Source organism: Flavobacterium johnsoniae, assembly GCF_030388325.1.
Classification (GTDB): domain Bacteria; phylum Bacteroidota; class Bacteroidia; order Flavobacteriales; family Flavobacteriaceae; genus Flavobacterium; species Flavobacterium johnsoniae_C.
Genome location: NZ_CP103794.1, coordinates 3,919,160 through 3,938,457, shown reverse-complemented (window position 1 = coordinate 3,938,457; position 19,298 = coordinate 3,919,160). Strand labels below are relative to the sequence as shown.

Here is a 19,298-nt window from a genome sequence, read left to right as displayed (position 1 = left end):
ATGATGAAAAAGATAGTATTAAGTTTCCTGCTGATTTTTGCGCTGACTTTTACAGCTTGCGAAGATTATTTAGACGTACAGCCTGGATCGGGCTTTACTCAAGCAGAAGTTTTTAAATCAGAAAAAGACATGCAATCTGCAGTTGCAGGTGTATACACACTAATGTTGGCAGAAGATGCTTATTCTAACCGCGTTGCTTTTGTTTTTAATACCAATACCGATGTAGAAATGTCTGGTGTTGCTACCAATACAGTAAACGGAAACGGCTCTGATATTGCTTGTTATGATCCAAAACCATATTGGACAACTCTAAATTCGACTTGGAGCGCCATGTATAAAATTATCAACATGGCGAATGATGTTTTAGAAGGAATCGAAAGTTCTGATTTGTATAAAGCTGATCCTAAAACACAGCCTTCGAATGTAACGCAGATGTACGGAGAAGTAAAAACAATTCGTGCAATGGTTTATTTGGATATGATTCGTATTTGGGGAGACGTTGTTTTTAGAACAAAATCTTCTACTGGAGATGAAAATTTTGCAGTTGGAGTTACAGACAGAAATACCATTTTAGAATTCCTTATCGATGACTTAAAGTCAGTTGAGCCTTTAATGAAAAATGCTAGTGAATTGGATTATGGTGTAGAACGTGCTTCTAGAAGTTTTAATCAAGGGCTTATTGGTTTGTTGGCTCTTACTCGTGGAGGATGGACACTTCGCCCAGACGAAAATAATCCTGCAAGTATTGGACATATGGAAAGAGGAAAAAACTACGAACAATATTATGACGTTGCTATTCAGTATTTAGAAAAAGTAATTTTAGGAAGACAACATGATTTAAAATTAGGTTTTAGAGAATTTTGGATTAAACAAAACAATTGGGAAACTCCAGTTAATGATGATGTTATTTTCTCTATTCCGATGCTAAAAAACTCTTCTGGAGAATATGGTTATTTCGCAGGAATTCCGATTGCTCAAGGAAATCATTCTTACGGATCAGCTTCAGGAATGCTTAGTTTATGCGGTGAATATCTTTTTTCATTCGATAATAAAGATTTAAGAAGAGATGTTACTTGTGCACCTTATGGTTACGATCTAAATTTAAATCAAGAAATGCGTTTGGGCATCGCTCGTTTAGCAGTTGGAAAATGGTCTAAACTTTACATGACAAGTCCTTTGGGAGGTACTAGTGAAAAAGGAACTGGAGTAAATTATTCTTGGATGCGTTTTGCTGATGTATTGTTAATGTACGCCGAAGCAGTAAACGAACGTTTTGGTCCGCGTGAAGATGCTAAAGAATGTCTAAGACGTGTTAGAAGAAGAGCTTTCGCACAAGCGGATTGGGCAGATAAAGTAGATAATTATGTACAGTCCAAAAGTTCACCAGAATTATTCTTTAAAGCCATTATGGACGAACGTAAATGGGAATTTGGAGGAGAAAGCAAGCGTAAGTTCGATTTAGCTCGCTGGAATAAATATAGTGAAGTGGTTTACAATCAATATTATAAATTGTTTAACTGGGGACGCGTAGCTAACGGAGCTTATGTTCCAGGAATAGATCAAGTTCCAGGAAATCTGTATTACAAACTTATTAACGATCCTGTCAATTCAGGCAGAAAAATTCTAGATATACAGGGAATCAATCAAATCCTGACGGCAAATCCAGCGGGTTATACCGTACATCCATTCGCGATAAGCTGGTATTCATTAAATAATGATACTGCGAGTTACGAACCGATAAATGAGATTAAATGGAGTTTTAGAGGATTTATAAATTATAATAATTCGTCGTCGGTTTCACCAAACAATCCGTTGCGTTATTTGTGTCCTTATCCATCAAAAGTGATTACAGATCACCGTGGAGCCATTCAAAATTATTATGGTTTTAATTTTTAATTGAATCAATCATGAAAAATTCAAAGAAACTAATTTATATATTATCCCTCATCGGAATAATTGTTTTTGGAGCAATACTGCAATCTTGCGACAATTATGAATTTCGTTATAAACCTGTAGAAGATTTATTTCAGCCAAAATTCGTTCTTACCGCTCCTTTGGTAAGAAGCAACTCGATTGCCGTAGTTTGGTACAAAGTTAACGACGCAGCATCTTACACCGTAGAGTTGCATTTAGACAACTATTATAAAAGTTTGTACAAATCGTACACAACAACTCAAACACAGATTTTAATGGATGATATTCCGTATAAAACACAGTTTTATATCAGAGTAAGATCTAATCATGTTAACGGAGAACACAATTCGCAATGGTCATATACAAATGCGCTTACAGAAGATCGTCCGCCTTTTGATGCAATTTTAAATCCAGTAGAAAGAGTAAATATTACCGAAACAGATGTTACAGTAACTTGGGCGGTTTCTTCTAAAAATCCAGTTGATAGTATTTCTGTTGCGCCTGCACAATCGGCAGAACTTCCTTCTATCGGACGTAAGCTAACTGCAGAGGAAATAAGCAAAGGAGAAGCTAAAGTTGCCGGTTTAGAAAAAAATACTTTATACAATCTAAACATCTTTGATAATAATAAACCAAGACGTTATGATAAACCATACAATCAGGTTTCTTTCCGTTCTGCCGGACCGTCAGCATCTACAATTATCATTACAAAAGGAATGGATTTAGATGCAATCTTGAGAACTAATAATGACGATCCAACTATTCCAGAAGGAACAGAATATTTCTTAGAGGCAGGTTCATTGTTTAAAATTACTCCGTTTACAATCTCAAAAGGATTTAAACTTACTGGAGGAACACAAGGTGAACGTCCGCAGATTGAAATGAACGGAAACTGGAATATTGCAGAAGGATCTTATTTATCTTCTCTTGCTTTTGAAAACATTCGTTTCTATCAAACTATCGATGCAAGTTATTTCTTTAATAGTGGTACAGCTTGGAAAATAGATCAGATTACATTCTACAACTGTGTTTTCAATTACTTCAAGCGTGGTTTCTGGAGACATCAAGGAAATGGTAAATACAAAGAAATCGGAAATTTTGATATGAGTTACTGTACGTTTGATCAAGTTGGAGGACACACAGGACCTTATGGAACATTTGCTTTTGGTTCTGCTGGAGCAGATAATGTGAAGAAAGCGGTTTTCTCTAATTGTACTTTTATGAGAGATTACTATCAGACAACAGATCAGAATAGGAACTTTAAAAACCTTTGGGATTACGGTACATCGGCTTATCCAATTCATTTAGAATATCAAAATATTACGATTTACGATTATGCTTATAACAGAGCGTTAATTAATATTCCGTCTGCGGTAGGATCTACTTTGATCTTTAAAAATGTATTGTTGGCATCTGCCTGCGGTAAAGTGATTCAGGCAATTGGAGCCAATACAACAACTACATACGGTAATAATTATACAACAACAAATTATTTATTAGGAGCTTCTGCTATACAAGGAACAGAATTGGGAGTTAGTGCACAGAACATATTTGCTGATCCTGCAAATGGAAATCTGATGATTAAAGATCCAAATTCGCCAATTGTTACCAATAGAGTAGGAGATACGAGATGGTTGCCTTAAGTTTTCTTAAGTTTTGTTAATTAAGTGGTTTCAGTACTTTCATGAAGTATCCTTGTGGTTGAGGATACTTCTATGTACTGAGTTTTACTTGATTGCAAGGAAACTAAACTTTAAAAGAAAATACATTATCCTGTAATCTTTTAACGATGTGAATTATATAATAAAAATCAATACAATGAAATTCAAACAATTACTGCTGACTTTAGGATTATTTTGCTATTTAGGAGCAGCTGGACAAGGCTGGAACGCTGATTTGGGAAATGGAAAATATAAAAACCCAATTTTACATGTAGATTATTCTGATCCTGATGTTTGTGTCGGAGAAGATGGCTATTACATGACGGCTTCTAGTTTTAATAGTGTGCCAGGGCTTCCTATTCTTCATTCTAAAGATCTTGTAAACTGGGAATTGATTGGATATGCATTGCAAAATTTATTTCCTATAGAACATTACAGAACTGTTAGACATGGTGATGCTGTTTGGGCGCCATCAATTCGTTATCACAATGGTGAATATTTTATTTATTGGGGAGATCCAGACTTTGGAATTTTTATGGTAAAAACTAAAAATCCTGCAGGTATTTGGGAAGAACCTGTTTTAGTAAAAGAAGCAAAAGGAATTATCGATACTTGTCCGTTTTGGGATGAAGACGGTAAAGCCTATTTATCTTACGCTTTCGCTGGAAGCCGTGCTAATGTAAAAACGGTTTTAATGTTATCAGAACTTGCTCCCGACGGAACAAAATTGATTGGAAATCCTGCTTTAGTTTTCGACGGACATAAAGGACACACTACTGTTGAAGGCTCTAAAATATATAAAAAAGACAACTATTACTGGATAATGGCTCCTGCGGGAGGCGTAAAACCAGGATGGCAATTGGCTATGCGTTCTAAAAATGTTTGGGGACCATACGAGTTTAAAGTTGTGTTGAACCAAGGCGATTCTCCTGTAAATGGTCCGCATCAAGGCGGTTATGTTGAAACTCCAAATGGAGAAGGCTGGTTCTTACATTTTCAAGACAGATGGGCTTATGGACGAGTTGTGCACTTGCAGCCTGTAACTTGGAAAGACGGCTGGCCAATTATGGGAAAAGATACAAATAAAGATGGCATTGGAGAACCTGTTATGGAATACACAAAACCAAATGTCGGGAAAACTTATCCAGCAACGCCACTTATTTCTTCGGATGAATTTAATAGCCACAAACTAGGTTTACAATGGCAATGGCAAGCCAATCAGAATCCTGCGGAACATTGGGGCTGGTCTTCTGCCAATCTTGGATTTATGCGCTTGAATTGTATTCCGAGAAAAGAAGGAATAAAATCAATGTGGATGATGCCTAATCTTTTATTGCAAAAATTTCCAGGTGCCAATTTTACTGCAACAACAAAATTGGTTTTCGAAAATAACCCAGAAGCTGGAGTTAGCAGTTCAGGTCTGATTGTCTTTGGTGAAGATTACGCCTACATCGCAATTGAACAGGATAAAATGGGTAATCTAAATTTAGTGCAGCGTGTTTTGAAAAGCGCGAGAACTTCTAAAGAACTAGAGAAAGAAGTAGCTTCAATTCCTGTAAATAAAAAAGAAGTGAGTTTACATGCCAAAGTAGAAATGGTTCAAAACAAAGAACCTTTTGATGCTAAAGTTACTTTCTATTACAGTATTGATGGAAAGAATTTCAAAAAACTTGGAGAATCTTTTAAGCCAAGTGCCGGAAGGTGGGTTGGTGCAAAAATTGGACTTTTTGCAACTGGATCAAAAGCGATTAACGACAGCAGTTATGCCGATTACGATTGGTTTAGAGTTGAAGAAAATTAAGAAATTATGGTACACAAAATTAAATATAGCTTTCTCGCTCTGTTTATTGGTTTGATTTCTTTCGGACAATCTAAATCAGATAAAAAGGAGTTATTGCCAATTTTCTGGGCGAAGAAAATGGCAGATTCAGACCAGAAACGTGTTCCAAATCCTGTGTTTTTAGACGGTGTAAAATTTCCGAAATGGAACTATACAAATGGCTTGGTGACATTGGCAAATCAGAAATTGTATGATTATACCAAAGACCAAAAATATTGGGATTACGGACTTTCTTATGCCGAACAGCTTATTGACAAAGATGGAGATATTCAAGGTGGTTACGAATTGGAAAAATACAGTCTTGACTTAATTAATTCTGGAAAGATTCTTTTTGAAATTTATGAAAAAACAAATGACCAGCGTTATAAAACCGCAATGGATGTATTGCATAAACAATTAGAAAATCATCCGAGAAATTCTGATGGAGGTTATTGGCATAAAAAAAGTTATCCGTGGCAAATGTGGTTGGACGGCGTTTATATGGCAGATCCTTTTTCAGCAGAATATGGATTAGTTTTTAATGTTCCAAAAGCAATAGACGATGCCATTTTACAAGCAGAATTAATCCAAAAACACACTTTTGATGAAGAAACGGGTTTGAATTTTCATGGTTATGATGAAAAACGTGCACAATTCTGGGCAAATAAAACTACGGGAACTTCTGCACATATTTGGGGTCGTGCGCAAGGCTGGTATTGTATGGCTTTGGTCGATATTTTAGATTTCGTTCCAGAAAATCATCCGAAAAGAAAAGACTTAATAAAGATTGTTCAGAAAGTATTTAAAGCGGTTCTCAAAGCTCAAGATTCTAATTCTGGAGTTTGGTGGCAAGTAATGGATCAGCCAGCAAGAAAAGGAAATTATTTAGAATCGACCTGCTCGACTATGTTCGTTTATTCTTTTGCGAAAGCCTACAACAAAGGATATGTAGATAAAAATTTTCTTAAATCGGCACAAAAAGGATTTAAAGGAATTCAGAAAGAGTTCATCAAAGAAAATGCAGAAGGAACAATTTCTATAACCAAATGTTGTGCTGTTGCGGGATTAGGAGGAAAAAATCCAGAAGATAGAAACGGTTCGTTTGAATATTATATTTCAGAACCTATCAGAGATAACGATGCAAAAGCGGTCGGTCCTTATATAATGGCTGGTATCGAATTGCAAAAACATTTAGACAAAAAATAAGGCTTCAAATTACAATTGGTTATGATAAAAATTAAAACAACAATTCTTTCTACAGTAATCCTCTTTACTCTTTTTTCTTGTGCAAACAAAAAAGAAGGCGTGGTTAATGTTTCAGAGAAAAAGATAAAATCGGAAATGAAACTTCCATTTAAAATGCCAGAAGTTCAGATTCCGAAATTCAAAACTGATACTTTAAATATTGTTGATTTCGGAGCAGTTCCTAATACCGAACAGCTTTGCACTAACGCTATTAATTCGGCACTAGAAAAATGCTCTCAATCGGGCGGAGGAGTTGTGGTGATTCCAGCAGGACTTTGGACAACGGGACCAATAAAACTAAAAAGTAATGTAAATCTTCATACTCAAAATGGTGCTTTTATCTCTTTTACAAGCGATTTAAAACAGTATAAATTGATCGAATCTTATTTTGAAGGAAGTAAAGTCATTCGCTGTGAATCGCCAATTATGGGAATTGATTTAGAAAATATTGCGATTACTGGACAAGGTATTTTTGATGGAAATGGAGCTGTTTGGAGACCTGTTAAAATCGGAAAAATGACTGCGGGGCAATGGGATGAATTGGTAAAATCTGGAGGTGTTTTGTCTAAAGACGGTAAAATATGGTATCCTTCAAAAGGCGCTTATATTGGTAATGAAGAGAAAGGCAAACTTCCTAAAAAGGAAACCATAGAAAATATGGAGCCTTATAAAGAAGCGCTTCGTCCAGTTATGGTAAGTTTGGTAAATTGTAAAAAACTGCTTTTGGACGGTGTTACTTTTCAGAATTCTCCAGCTTGGAATGTAAATCCGTTAATGTGCGAACATCTTACTTTACGCAATTTAACTATTCGTAACCCTTGGTATTCTCAAAATGGTGACGGTTTGGATTTAGAATCTTGTAGAATTGGAACCGTAACCAATTGCCGTTTTGATGTTGGCGACGATGCGATTTGCATTAAATCAGGAAAAGATAAAGAAGGAAGAGATCGCGGAAGACCAACAGAATTTTTCGTAATTACAGATTGCGTGGTTTATCATGCACATGGCGGTTTTACCATTGGAAGCGAAATGTCTGGAGGAGTTCGAAACATATTTGCTAAAAATCTGACTTTTAACGGAACTGATTGCGGACTTCGCTTTAAATCGGTTCGCGGACGCGGCGGTGTCGTAGAAAATATATGGATGGAAGATATTCGTATGAATAATATTCCAACTGATGCCATAAATTTTAATCTCTATTATTTTGGAAAATCTTTATCTGAAGATAAAAATACAGGTGAAGTAACTGTTTCAAAAGAACCAGTATCTGACGAAACGCCGGTTTTTAAAAATATGTATTTTAAAAACATTTATGTAAACGGTGCTGCACAGGCTTTAAAAATTATGGGAATTCCAGAAATGCCAGTTTCTAATATTGAATTTCAAAATATGATTATCCGATCTGATGTTGGAGTTCAGCTAAATTATGCCAGCAAAATTGCTTTTAAAAACCTTGATCTAAGATTAGATAAACCTGGAATTGCTGTGAGTTTTTCAAATAGTCAGAATGTGAGTTTAGACGGTCTTAAATCTTCAGGAGAAAATCAGATGTTTTGGATTGGAGGTTTGGAAACAAAAGATATTTCATTAAAAACGAAGGGAAAGAAAATGATTCTGAATAAAGATGTAAAAGTCTTAGAATCTATAAAAGATGAGGTAAAAGTGTTTGACTAATAAAGAAATACAAATGGTAATATTCAATTTTTTAATGGCATCTCTTTTCTTTATCAATTATTCTTTTAGAGGTAATTCGACACGAAATGAAACAAAGGAAATTCTAAGCGATTTTAAGTCATACGATATTATAGTAGATGGAAACGGGAATGGCGATTTCAAAACGGTTCAAGAAGCGTTTAATGCAGTGCCTTTATTTAAAACATCTCAAACTAAAATTTTTGTAAAGAATGGAATTTACAAAGAAAAACTGGAGCTTCCTTTAAATAAGAACAATGTCACGTTAATTGGAGAAAGCAAAGAAAATGTAATTCTTACTTATGATGATTTTGCTTCAAAATCTAATGGAACAGGCGGCACAATCGGAACTTCCAATTCGGCAAGTTTTATTGTTACAGGAAATGGTTTTAAGGCGCAGAATATAACTTTTGAAAATTCCTCTGGACCAGTCGGACAAGCTGTTGCTGTTAGAGTCGATGGCGATCGAGTAATCTTCGAAAATTGTAAGTTTTTAGGTTTTCAAGACACTTTATATCCGCGTGAAGGTTTTAGCAGACAATATTATAAAAATTGTTATATCGAAGGAACAACAGATTTTATTTTTGGAGGTTCTACAGTCGTTTTTGATCAATGCGAAATCTTCGCAAAAAAAGGAGGTTCGTACATAACCGCTGCTAATACTCCAGAATCTAATTTGTATGGTTTTGTATTTCTGAATTGCAAACTCACCACAAATTCAAAAGTTAACTCTTATTTTTTAGGAAGACCTTGGAGAAATTACGCGCGAACTGCATTTATAAAATGTGAAATGGATTTGCACATAAAACCGCAAGGATGGCATAATTGGGGAAAACCTGAAGCAGAAAAAACGGCTTATTATGCCGAATATCAATCTTCTGGAATTGGAGGAAATACAGAATCAAGAGTAAACTGGTCGCATCAACTTTCGGTAGAACAATTTAAAAAAGAATATTCTGTAAAAGCCATTTTTAAAGATTGGAAACCTAATTGAATTTTTAGGAAATTATGTTTTTAGGAGTTAAAACAAATTAAATAAATAGAAAAATGAAGTTTCAGAATAGAAAATTAGAAGTATTATTTATTTGGGTTTTCATCTTATTTTTTCAAAATTTGGATGCACAGTATTTGACTGGAATTACTCAAGTCAGAGATACTTCTTTTAATAACAAAAGCGCATTCAAAAAAACATTAAAATATTTTCCAAATACGGCTTTAGTTCCCGCAATGCATTTTGATTTTGTGGAGCAGAAAAACAACATCGTTTACCAAAGTTATGGCACGCGAAAAATGAAATTGGATGTTTTCTTTAATAAAAATAAAAAAGAAAAACAGACCGCAATTATCATTATACACGGAGGTGGATGGCGTTCTGGCAGTAAAGAACAGCATTATCAAATGGCACAAAAACTCGCAAGTTTGGGTTATGTCTGTTTTACGCCCGAATACAGGCTTTCTACAGAAGCGCTTTTTCCTGCGGCGGTTTATGATATCAAAGCTTCCATTCGTTGGGTAAGAGAAAATGCAGAAAAGTATCATATTGACTCTAATAAAATTGTAACTCTAGGATTTTCAGCAGGCGGAGAATTAGCTGTTTTTATGGGCGTAACAGGAAATATGCCTTTGTTTGAAGGAACAATAACCAATTCAAATTCTAAATCTCAAGTAAATGCTATAATTGATATTGACGGAACGTTATCGTTTGTACACCCAGAAAGTAGTGAAGGTAACGATGACAAAAATATTTCGGCAGGAACGTATTGGTTTGGTTATTCCAAAAAAGACAATCCGAAACTTTGGGAAACTGCTTCGCCGTTAAGTTATGCAGCTAAAGCAACTCCGCCAACATTGTTTATAAACAGTTCGATTGCTCGAATGCACGCAGGAAGAGACGACTTTAGAAAGATTTTGACTGAAAACGGAATCTATTCTGAAGTTCACGAATTTGAAAATTCACCTCATACCTTTTGTCTTTTCAACCCTTGGTTCGAACCGACAATTCAATATATAGATACATTTTTAACGAACGTTTTTAAATAAAGAATCATGAAATCAAGATTTATTATTTCAATTTTCTGTATGGCTTTAGCATTTGCCATTATGTCTTTCATCAAACCCAAATCGAAAACTACGGTTTATTTAATTGGCGATTCGACCGTTGCAGATTATGCTAATAATTACGAAGAAGGAAAAGATTATATGAAAACCAGATATCCTGTTACAGGTTGGGGACAGGTTTTTCAGCAATTTTTGGTCAAAGACAGTCTCAAGAAAATTAATAAACTAATTAAAACTGACAGCGCTTTTGTAGACGATAGAGCCAGAGGTGGCAGAAGTACTAGAACTTTTTTTCAGGAAGGAAGATGGCGTTCGGTTTATGAAAACCTGAAAAAAGGAGATTTAGTTTTAATGCAATTTGGTCATAACGATGCTGCCGAAGACCGACCAGAGAGATATGTAAACCTTGAAGGCTACAAAGAGTTTCTAAGATTGTTTATTGAACAAGCCAGATCGAAAGGCGTAAAACCAATTCTTATTACGCCCGTTGCTAGAAATTTTCCTTGGAAGGACGGAAAACTGCAAAATATTCATGGCCAATATCCGCAAGCCGTAAAAGATGTCGCGAAAGAATTAAACGTAATGTTTATTGATTTGAATCAAAAATCAATGGATTTTTTCACGAAGAAAGGTCAGTCTTATGTAAGCGAAAATTATTTTATGAATATTCCCGCAGGAAAATATGAAGCATATCCAGATGGGCAAAAAGACAATACACATTTTCAAACTAAAGGCGCTGTAGAAGTGGCAAGATTAGTTTTTGAAGGAATGAAAGAGTTAAACTAAAAATTTATATAAACTATTAAAAGGGTTTGAAAAACAGAAAAAACTCTTTTGAAAACTATTACTAACTAAAACCAATATTAAACCAAATGAAAAAACAATTTTTTATTCATCTATTCCTCATACTGTTTACAGTAATGGGGTTTTCTCAGACCATTGAGAAAATTGAAGCTGAAACTTTTAATCAGGCTTCGGGAGCACGAGCAGAAACCAACGCTTCTCTTTCGGGAGGAGGAAACGTAGGTTATATTAAAAACAATACTTGGATTAAATTTAATGCAGTTAATTTTACTGAATTTGTTACTCGTTTTGATATAGCCGCGGCTGGTGCAACGGGAGGAACTATAGAATTGAGATTAGGTTCTGATACAGGAACGCTAATTGGAACCGCGACTGTTTCAGGAAGCACAAGTTTTACAGATTATAAGAAATTTTCTGCTGCCATTCAGCCCACAACGGGAACTTTTGACTTGGTATTACTTTTTAAGCATCCATCAAATACAGGATATTTATTTAATCTTGATTATTTAGAAAAAGTTACTGATAATCCGAATGCAGTTACACAAAAACTAGCGGTAAGTGTTAATCCGGCTTCATCTGGAACGGTTACGCTTAATCCGGCAGGAACGACTTTTGTTAAAGGAACAGAAATAAAATTGACTGCCAATAAAAATTTTGGATACAATTTCAAACAATGGGTAGACGATAAAGGCGTTGTGGTTTCAACTGCCAATCCATATACGCATATTGCTAATGCAGATGCTGTTTTGATTGCACAATTCGAAGCAGTTCCTACTTATACACTAAATGTAAATGTAAACGGTGCGTTTGGTTTAGGAGATTATACAATTTCGCCAGCAGGAAAAGATGGTGCATTTTCGGTTTACGAGAGCGGAACAAACGTAATGGTTACGGCTGTAGAAAATGATATTATAAAATTTAGCAATTGGTCTGATGGTTCTACTTCATTAAGCACTTCTGTTGTAATGAATGAAAATAAAACTGTTACAGGAACTTATGCGAATCAGAATTTTATTGCTGGTTGGACATTCAAAAATGATCAATATGCCAATCCTAGAGTTGCTGAGTTGTATTCTAAAATAGAAAACAAACCGCAGTTATTTGCGTATAATGTAGCAGACAATGTTTTTGCTCCAAACGTAAGACTTCAAAACAGAGGCGGAAAAAATGGTTTTTGTGTTTGGAATACCGAAAGAGGTAATTTCTATTACTTTATGACGACACTTTCAACCGTTGGTTACAAAAACATTAATGTAGCTTCTGGATTAATGGGCTATTATTATGGTTGCGATGAATGGACTTTTCAATATTCGTTAGATGGTGTAAACTTTGTAAATGTTTCGGCATTAACTACAATAAATACAAATACTATAACCAGTATCGGTGGAATTCTTCCAGCTGAAGCTGAAGGAAAAGAAAAAATATATTTGAGATGGTTTCCTAATATTAACGGTCCAAAACATGGTTCTGCAGTTGATGTGACGGCAACAATTCTTTCTAATTTAATGATTAAAGCTGATGAGGTTTTGGTTGCCGATACGGTTGCTCCAGTTCTTGAATCTTCGTTTCCAGCAGCTTCTGCAAGTTCGGTTGGAGCTAACGGAAATATTATTCTTAATTATAATGAACAAGTTCAGTTAGGAACAGGAAACGCAGTTTTAAATGGAAAGAATGTAACTGCCGAATTTGTAAACAGAACAGTAAAATTCAGTTATTTCGGATTAGAATATAATAAACAATATACTTTTACTATACCAGCAGGATTTGTTAAAGATCTTTCTGGTAATGATGGAGCAGCTCTTAGTTTGTCATTCAAAACAATGGAAAAACCAATTCCAGTAAAACGCAATTTTGATTTAATTGTAGATGCCAATGCTACAGATCAACAGATTGCTTCAAAAAAATATGTCAAAACTATAGCAGAAGCTTTTAGTGCAGCACCAAATAATTCGGCTTCTAGATTTTTGGTTTTAATTACAAACGGAACGTATAATTTAGGTGGAGATGGTACAAATCCGCAAGATATTGTATTGAAACTTCCGTCTGGAAAAAATAATGTTTCATTGATTGCACAATCAAAAGACAAAGTAATTCTGCAAGGAAATCCAGGTTGGGGAATCAAAAATGCGGTTCTTTCTATAGAAGCAAACGATTTGTATATGGAAAATGTAACCATAGAACACAAAGACGGAATTACGACTTCTGGACAAAGACCTGCCTTGAATCCTGCCGGAGATCGAAACGTTTATAATGGAGTCCGATTAAGAAGTAAACAAGATACTCAGGTTACAGGAGGAAATAGAAGTTTTTATTATAAATCTACTATCGAAGGAGATGTCGATTTTATCTGTGGAGGCGGAACGCATTGGTTTGAAGAATGTAATCTGGTTTCTGTTGCATCTGGATATATTGTTGCTCCAAATCATGACACAGCTACAAAGTATGGTTATATTTTTAATAACAATACCATTACGGCTTCAACAAGTTATTACTTGGGTCGTCCTTGGCAAAATGCACCAAGAGCAGTTTATCTGAATACAAAAATGATCAACGAACCCAATACATTAGGTTGGGCAAGTATGGGAACGCTACCGGCACTTTTTGCAGAATATAATAGTTTAAACGGGAACGGAATTGCCGTTAATACGGATAATAGAACCAATACTTTTACAGTAAATGGCGTTGCTCAGACAGGAAATTATAATCCAGTTTTGACTAAAGCTCAGGCTGACGAATTTACAATAGAAAATGTATTAAGCGGTACAGATAAATGGGATCCGCGTAGAGTTGTAGAACAAGTTATGAAACCTTCAAATCTTGTTGTTTCAGCAGCTAATACATTAAAATGGGATGAAAATCCGTATGCGATGTGTTATGTAATTAGTAAAGACGGAAAAATTCTTGCCATTACTACAGAAGCTACTTACGTAGACAGCGCTACAACTGCTGGTACGTTTGCATATACCATACAAGCAGCAAATGAATATGGCGGACTAAGTGATGTGAGTGCTATTAATATGGCTATTAATGGAGGAAATGCAAAATCGACAATTGCTTATTTTAATTCAATAGATAATACAGCTTTAACAGCATTAACTCCAGTAGAATATACAGAAGGTACAGCGTTGACATTGCCAGTACCAACATTAGCAGGTTATACTTTTTTCGGATGGTCAACTTCTGCGACTGTTGCAAATTCGCTGAAAGAACTTGTTGCTACAACTAAAGGAAATCAGACATTATATGCTTTTTGGGGAACTGCAGGAAATAATAAACCTGATGAAGTTGCACCTCCAACAGATTATGATTATGAGTTTACAGCTGCCGTAAATAAAAACTGGGATAATGCTGCGAATTTTAATCCTGCGGTGATGCCTGTTGCAGGAAAATTGGTCTCTAGTACAAAAGAAATTGAAACTACGGCAACTGTTTTTCCTGCTGATATTATTTTTTCTGGCGCAGGAACACTTCGATTAAGAGGCGCGCATAAAGCAACAGGAAATTTAATTTTTAAAGACGGAACACGAGTTTATTATAACACAAGTGGAGCAGGAATGACTTTAGAAGCGCCTGTAGTTATTTCTGGAAATGTAAAATTCGAAATGATTTCAGGAATTGCCAATCAAACGATAATGACTTTAAGCGGTCCAATTTCTGGAAATGGTACAGTTTCTCCATTGAATACCGGTCAGGGAGTAAATGCTAACACGGGAACTCTATTGCTAAAAGGAGATAATAGCGAATTTATCGGAATTTGGGATTTAACACAAAAAAGCACCAAATTCCCAACATTAAATTATCCAACTGTAATCGAAGGGGCATCAGCAAATGCATTTGGTTCAGGAATGATAAAAATTGGTCAGGACAATTATATTGTTTTTAGCCATGAACGTGCTGCGGGTTCAACTTTAAATTTGACTATTACAGAAAATGGAAAAGCTTCATTGAATACGGTTTTAAATGTTCAAAAACTAACCATTAACGGTGTAGAATTTAAAGAAGGAGTTTATGATAAAACGACTAATCCTGAATTCTTTAATGGTGAAGGAAAAATCGAAGTGAAGAAAGAAGCTACTAATGGTAATAATGATCCAGTTCCTGCATTTCCGGGTGCAGAAGGCTACGGTAAATATGTTACAGGCGGACGCGGCGGAAAGTTGATTTATGTTACCAATTTAAATGATTCTGGAGCAGGATCGCTTCGTGATGCAATTGGTCAGGCTGGTCCGAGAATTGTTGTTTTTAAAGTGTCTGGAAATATTGAATTGAAAAGTGAGTTAAACATAACAGATAATATCACAATTGCTGGACAAACAGCGCCAGGCGGTGGAATAACCTTGAAAGATTACAATGTAAAAGTAAGAGGAAATAACGTCATTCTTCGTTATTTGCGTTTTAGAATGGGAGATACTCATGATGTTGAAAATGATGCTTTAGGCGGACGTTTTCAAAAGAATATAATTGTAGATCACTGTTCGATGAGCTGGTCAACAGACGAGTGCGTTTCTTTCTATCAAAATGAAAATTTTACGCTGCAATGGTGTATTATTTCTGAAAGTCTTAGAAATTCGGTTCATGCAAAAGGTGCTCACGGATATGGAGGTGTTTGGGGAGGTAAAAATGCTTCCTTTCATCACAATTTATTAGCGCATCATGATAGCCGTAATCCGAGATTGGGAGAATACGCAAATGATATTTTTGCCAAAACAGATTTAGTTGATATTCGTAACAACGTAATTTATAATTGGGGAGGAAATAGCTGTTACGGTGGAGATGCCATGAATGTAAATCTGGTAAATAATTATTGGAAACCAGGACCTGGAACATCAAATTCTACCAAAGAACGTATTTTATCAACAGGAAGAAGTTTAGATACAACTTCGCCATTGTATGGAATTTGGGGTAAATATTTCGTCGACGGAAATTATGTTGTAGGATCAGAAAGAGCAACTCAAGACAACTGGACGTATGGAGTTTACAGTCAGTTTCATGGAAGTCAGCTTCCTGTGAGCGATGCTGATAAAGCTGCATTAAAAATTAGTGCGCCACATGCATTTGGTGAAATTACAACGCACAGCGCTACAAAAGCCTACGAATTGGTTTTAGAAAATGCGGGTTCAAATTTATACCGAGATGCTGTAGACAAAAGAGCCGTAGACGATACTCGTTCTGGCACAGCTAGTATTATGAATGGCGGTAATGGAAGTACAAACGGTTATATTGACACGCCTTCAGCAACAGGCGGTTGGCCAGTATTACCTTCTGGAGAAGCGCCTGTAGATACAGATGGTGACGGTATGCCTGATAAATGGGAAACTGAAAAAGGACTAAATCCTGCAAGTTCTGCCGATGGTAACTTAAAAACAATTGACGGAAGGTATACAAATGTTGAAGTATACATCAATAGTATTGTAGACAATCTTGTTTCAAACCAAAATGGAAGTTTAGATGTATATGTAAATCCGCAAAACTTTGTAGAAAAATACAATGCTGCTGAAAATGGTTCAAAATTTATTATGGCAAGCGGTACTTATACTACAACGGCAGATTTAGCAGTTAAAAACCATAAATATACATTTGTTCCAGATGCTGGTGCAAAACCAGTTTTCGCGGGATCTTTCTACTCAGAAAATCCTGAAATCTTCTCAGGAAGCTTCAGTTTTGACGGTGTTGATTTTGATCTGACAAATGCTGGATCAAATGTATTACAACTTAAAAAAGGCGCTTCAATAGCTGGTTTCGAAATCAAAAATGCTTCTATAAAAGGAATCAAACAAAGTTTATTGCTAACGGAAGGAACTAGCGAAAAACCTATTTCAAAAGTTGTTTTAGAAAACTGTATTATTGACGGAACTGCAGCTACAGGAAGCAGTTTTATTTTGGCAGATTCTCGAATTGTCAATTCAATTTCGGTTAAGAAATCAACGATTTTTAATTATGAAAAGGGAAATAATTTTATAACGCTGCAAAATAAAAATACCGCAAACGAAACTATAAATATAACTTTTGAAAGCAATACAATTTATAATTCAGGCAATCAGGCTGGAAATGGTTTTGTGTTTGTAGATAATCAATATAATAGTGCTTCGGCTTATTCTTTCAAAAATATTATTATGCAAGATGAGCGTGATAATCCTAAACCTATTTATCTGTTCAATTCTAATAGTGCAAATGGTGCAGGAAAATTAGTTTTAGAAAATAATCTTCTAGTTGGTGTTTCTTCTCAAGTAGTTAAAGGAACAGTTACGGTTACCGAAACAAATGTTAAGACACTAACAGGCTTAGGAATGACAGTGCTTGTGTTTCCAAACCCAATTCAAGGAAATTTTAGTTTTTCTAAAGATTCTCCATTAGCCAAAGCTTCTTCAGACGGAAATGCTTTGGGAGATCCACGATGGTTAAAAGCAGACGCGAAGTTTTCTAAAATAAGTTATATAAATGCTATTGACGGAAAGGCTATAACACTTTCTCCGACAGAATATATGGAAGGAGCTTTGACAAACTTAAAAACACCAAAATTAGAAGGTTATACGTTCTTCGGTTGGTCTGCTTCTGCAACAACTCCAGGATTAATTAAAACAATTGCAGTAACAGCAACGGGAGATCAAACTTTTTATGCTTTTTGGGGAGAAGGCGGAAATAATAAACCTGATCCAAAACCAATTGTAAAATCGGGTGTTTCGTATTTAAATTCTATTGATGGAAAAGCTATATCGGGCTTAAATCCTGTAGAATATACAGAAGGAACGGCATTAACATTGCCAATTCCAGCTTTAAAAGATTATACTTTCTATGGTTGGTCTGCTTCTTCAACAACACCAAATACGATTAAAGAAATTGCCGTTTCTGCAACAGGAAATCAAACATTTTATGCTTTTTGGGGCGTTGGCGGTAATAATAAACCTGATGAGGTAATTCAGCCGACATTTTATACTATTTCTTATTTAAATATGCCATCTGGAGCGACTAATCCAAATAAAACAAGCGTGCAAAGTGGAACTGCTTTTACATTAGAAATGGCGCAATGTACAGGTTATCGTTTTCTAGGTTGGTACGCTGATGCCTTATACGGAAAAGAAATAACAGGTTTTACAAATAAGCAGACAGAGAATTTTACACTTTACGGACGTTGGAAGAAACTTGGCGAATTTTTAGCATTTCCAACTATTACAACAGGAAAACTAACCTTGCAATCAAGTACAGAATTTGATCGTCTGGCTATTTTCAGCATGAGCGGACTTCTGGTAAAACAAGTAGATCTTATTGGTTCTGAAATGGAAATTTCTGTTTCTGATTTGGCTTCTGGAAGTTATTTCATTAAAAGTTTAAAAACAGGAGATTCAACAAGAATAATTGTAAAATAAATTCAAAATTCGGAAGGAGTTTTTTATTCGTTCCGAATTTTAAAAATTGATCAGTTTAAAAATTAAATCATCATAGATATGAATAATAGTATAAAATTATTAGTGCTGTTTTTCATTACTTTATTGTCATCTTGTTCAAGTGATGATGAAAGTAATCAAGATACTAATTCAAATAAAGGTTATTTAAAAATCGGAAGTCAAACGGTGGCTTTATCTCAAGGCTATCTTGAAAATTATGGTATTAGAGGAAATGCTTACAATATTGATTTTTCGTTACGTTCTAAATCAATTTCTGAAAAAGAAGATGGAGCAGTTGTATATTTTGAATTGTTTTCTTCTCTTCAAAATAATTTAGCAAAAGGAGATTATAATTTTGCGGGATATTCGGAAGCAACTGCGTATACTTTTACAAAATGGGGACAATCCATTCTGGGTAAAAATATTAATTCAGGAAAAGGAGATTTGTCTGTTTCAAATGGAGTTAGCATAAGACCTTTGAGCGGCACTTTTAAAGTTACCGAAAACGGTCAGAAGTATAAAGTTAGTTTTACAGGAAAAGGTACAGCGAGTATTTATAAAGATGGCGTTCTTGCTTCAACTCAAAATGATGTTGCTTTCAGCATGCAATATTATGGTGATGTGAAAAAATCTGAAGGCAAAACTTTTACTGCCAAAAAACTTAACTCATCCGAATTAATCCAAAAAGATCATTCCATTCTATTTAATTGATCTTTAAATAAT

General features: G+C 35.2%; 10 protein-coding genes. All 10 read left to right on the top strand.

Annotation, left to right across the window (positions count from 1 at the left end; genetic code table 11):
• Nucleotides 1-3 precede the first annotated feature (3 nt).
• Entirely contained in the window at nucleotides 4-1,896 is a 1,893-nt protein-coding gene (locus tag NYQ10_RS17180; RefSeq protein WP_289877446.1) for a RagB/SusD family nutrient uptake outer membrane protein, read from the top strand.
• Nucleotides 1,897-1,907: 11 nt separating this feature from the next.
• The gene (locus NYQ10_RS17175) at nucleotides 1,908-3,557 is read left to right on the top strand and encodes a DUF5123 domain-containing protein (RefSeq protein WP_289877445.1); all 1,650 of its coding nucleotides are present in this window, start codon (nucleotides 1,908-1,910) and stop codon (nucleotides 3,555-3,557) included.
• 175 nt (nucleotides 3,558-3,732) lie between these two features.
• Nucleotides 3,733-5,376 carry a glycoside hydrolase family 43 protein gene (locus tag NYQ10_RS17170; RefSeq protein ID WP_289877444.1) on the top strand — a complete coding sequence of 548 codons (1,644 nt, stop codon included), beginning with the start codon at nucleotides 3,733-3,735 and terminating at the stop codon, nucleotides 5,374-5,376.
• A 6-nt stretch (nucleotides 5,377-5,382) separates the two neighbouring features.
• A complete protein-coding gene (locus tag NYQ10_RS17165; protein WP_289877443.1) occupies nucleotides 5,383-6,600 on the top strand; it encodes a glycoside hydrolase family 88/105 protein in 1,218 nt (405 codons plus the stop codon).
• A gap of 21 nt (nucleotides 6,601-6,621) precedes the next feature.
• A complete protein-coding gene (locus NYQ10_RS17160; protein WP_289877442.1) occupies nucleotides 6,622-8,313 on the top strand; it encodes a glycoside hydrolase family 28 protein in 1,692 nt (563 codons plus the stop codon).
• Nucleotides 8,314-8,326: 13 nt separating this feature from the next.
• Nucleotides 8,327-9,325 (top strand): pectinesterase family protein, encoded by a 999-nt coding sequence (locus NYQ10_RS17155; protein ID WP_289877441.1) that lies wholly within the window; start codon nucleotides 8,327-8,329, stop codon nucleotides 9,323-9,325.
• 53 nt (nucleotides 9,326-9,378) lie between these two features.
• Nucleotides 9,379-10,371, top strand: a complete 993-nt coding sequence (locus NYQ10_RS17150; protein WP_289877440.1) for an alpha/beta hydrolase — start codon at nucleotides 9,379-9,381, stop codon at nucleotides 10,369-10,371.
• A 6-nt stretch (nucleotides 10,372-10,377) separates the two neighbouring features.
• Nucleotides 10,378-11,175 carry a rhamnogalacturonan acetylesterase gene (locus tag NYQ10_RS17145; protein ID WP_289877439.1) on the top strand — a complete coding sequence of 266 codons (798 nt, stop codon included), beginning with the start codon at nucleotides 10,378-10,380 and terminating at the stop codon, nucleotides 11,173-11,175.
• An 86-nt stretch (nucleotides 11,176-11,261) separates the two neighbouring features.
• Nucleotides 11,262-18,557 carry a pectinesterase family protein gene (locus NYQ10_RS17140; protein ID WP_289877438.1) on the top strand — a complete coding sequence of 2,432 codons (7,296 nt, stop codon included), beginning with the start codon at nucleotides 11,262-11,264 and terminating at the stop codon, nucleotides 18,555-18,557.
• Nucleotides 18,558-18,635: 78 nt separating this feature from the next.
• Entirely contained in the window at nucleotides 18,636-19,286 is a 651-nt protein-coding gene (locus NYQ10_RS17135) for a hypothetical protein (RefSeq protein ID WP_289877437.1), read from the top strand.
• Nucleotides 19,287-19,298: the final 12 nt, after the last annotated feature.

Bases quoted from the DNA above. Each gene is read 5' to 3' on its own strand.
- NYQ10_RS17180 (WP_289877446.1), top strand. From the start codon at position 4: ATGAAAAAGATAGTATTAAGTTTCCTGCTGATTTTTGCGCTGACTTTT.
- NYQ10_RS17175 (WP_289877445.1), top strand. From the start codon at position 1,908: ATGAAAAATTCAAAGAAACTAATTTATATATTATCCCTCATCGGAATA.
- NYQ10_RS17170 (WP_289877444.1), top strand. From the start codon at position 3,733: ATGAAATTCAAACAATTACTGCTGACTTTAGGATTATTTTGCTATTTA.
- NYQ10_RS17165 (WP_289877443.1), top strand. From the start codon at position 5,383: ATGGTACACAAAATTAAATATAGCTTTCTCGCTCTGTTTATTGGTTTG.
- NYQ10_RS17160 (WP_289877442.1), top strand. From the start codon at position 6,622: ATGATAAAAATTAAAACAACAATTCTTTCTACAGTAATCCTCTTTACT.
- NYQ10_RS17155 (WP_289877441.1), top strand. From the start codon at position 8,327: ATGGTAATATTCAATTTTTTAATGGCATCTCTTTTCTTTATCAATTAT.
- NYQ10_RS17150 (WP_289877440.1), top strand. From the start codon at position 9,379: ATGAAGTTTCAGAATAGAAAATTAGAAGTATTATTTATTTGGGTTTTC.
- NYQ10_RS17145 (WP_289877439.1), top strand. From the start codon at position 10,378: ATGAAATCAAGATTTATTATTTCAATTTTCTGTATGGCTTTAGCATTT.
- NYQ10_RS17140 (WP_289877438.1), top strand. From the start codon at position 11,262: ATGAAAAAACAATTTTTTATTCATCTATTCCTCATACTGTTTACAGTA.
- NYQ10_RS17135 (WP_289877437.1), top strand. From the start codon at position 18,636: ATGAATAATAGTATAAAATTATTAGTGCTGTTTTTCATTACTTTATTG.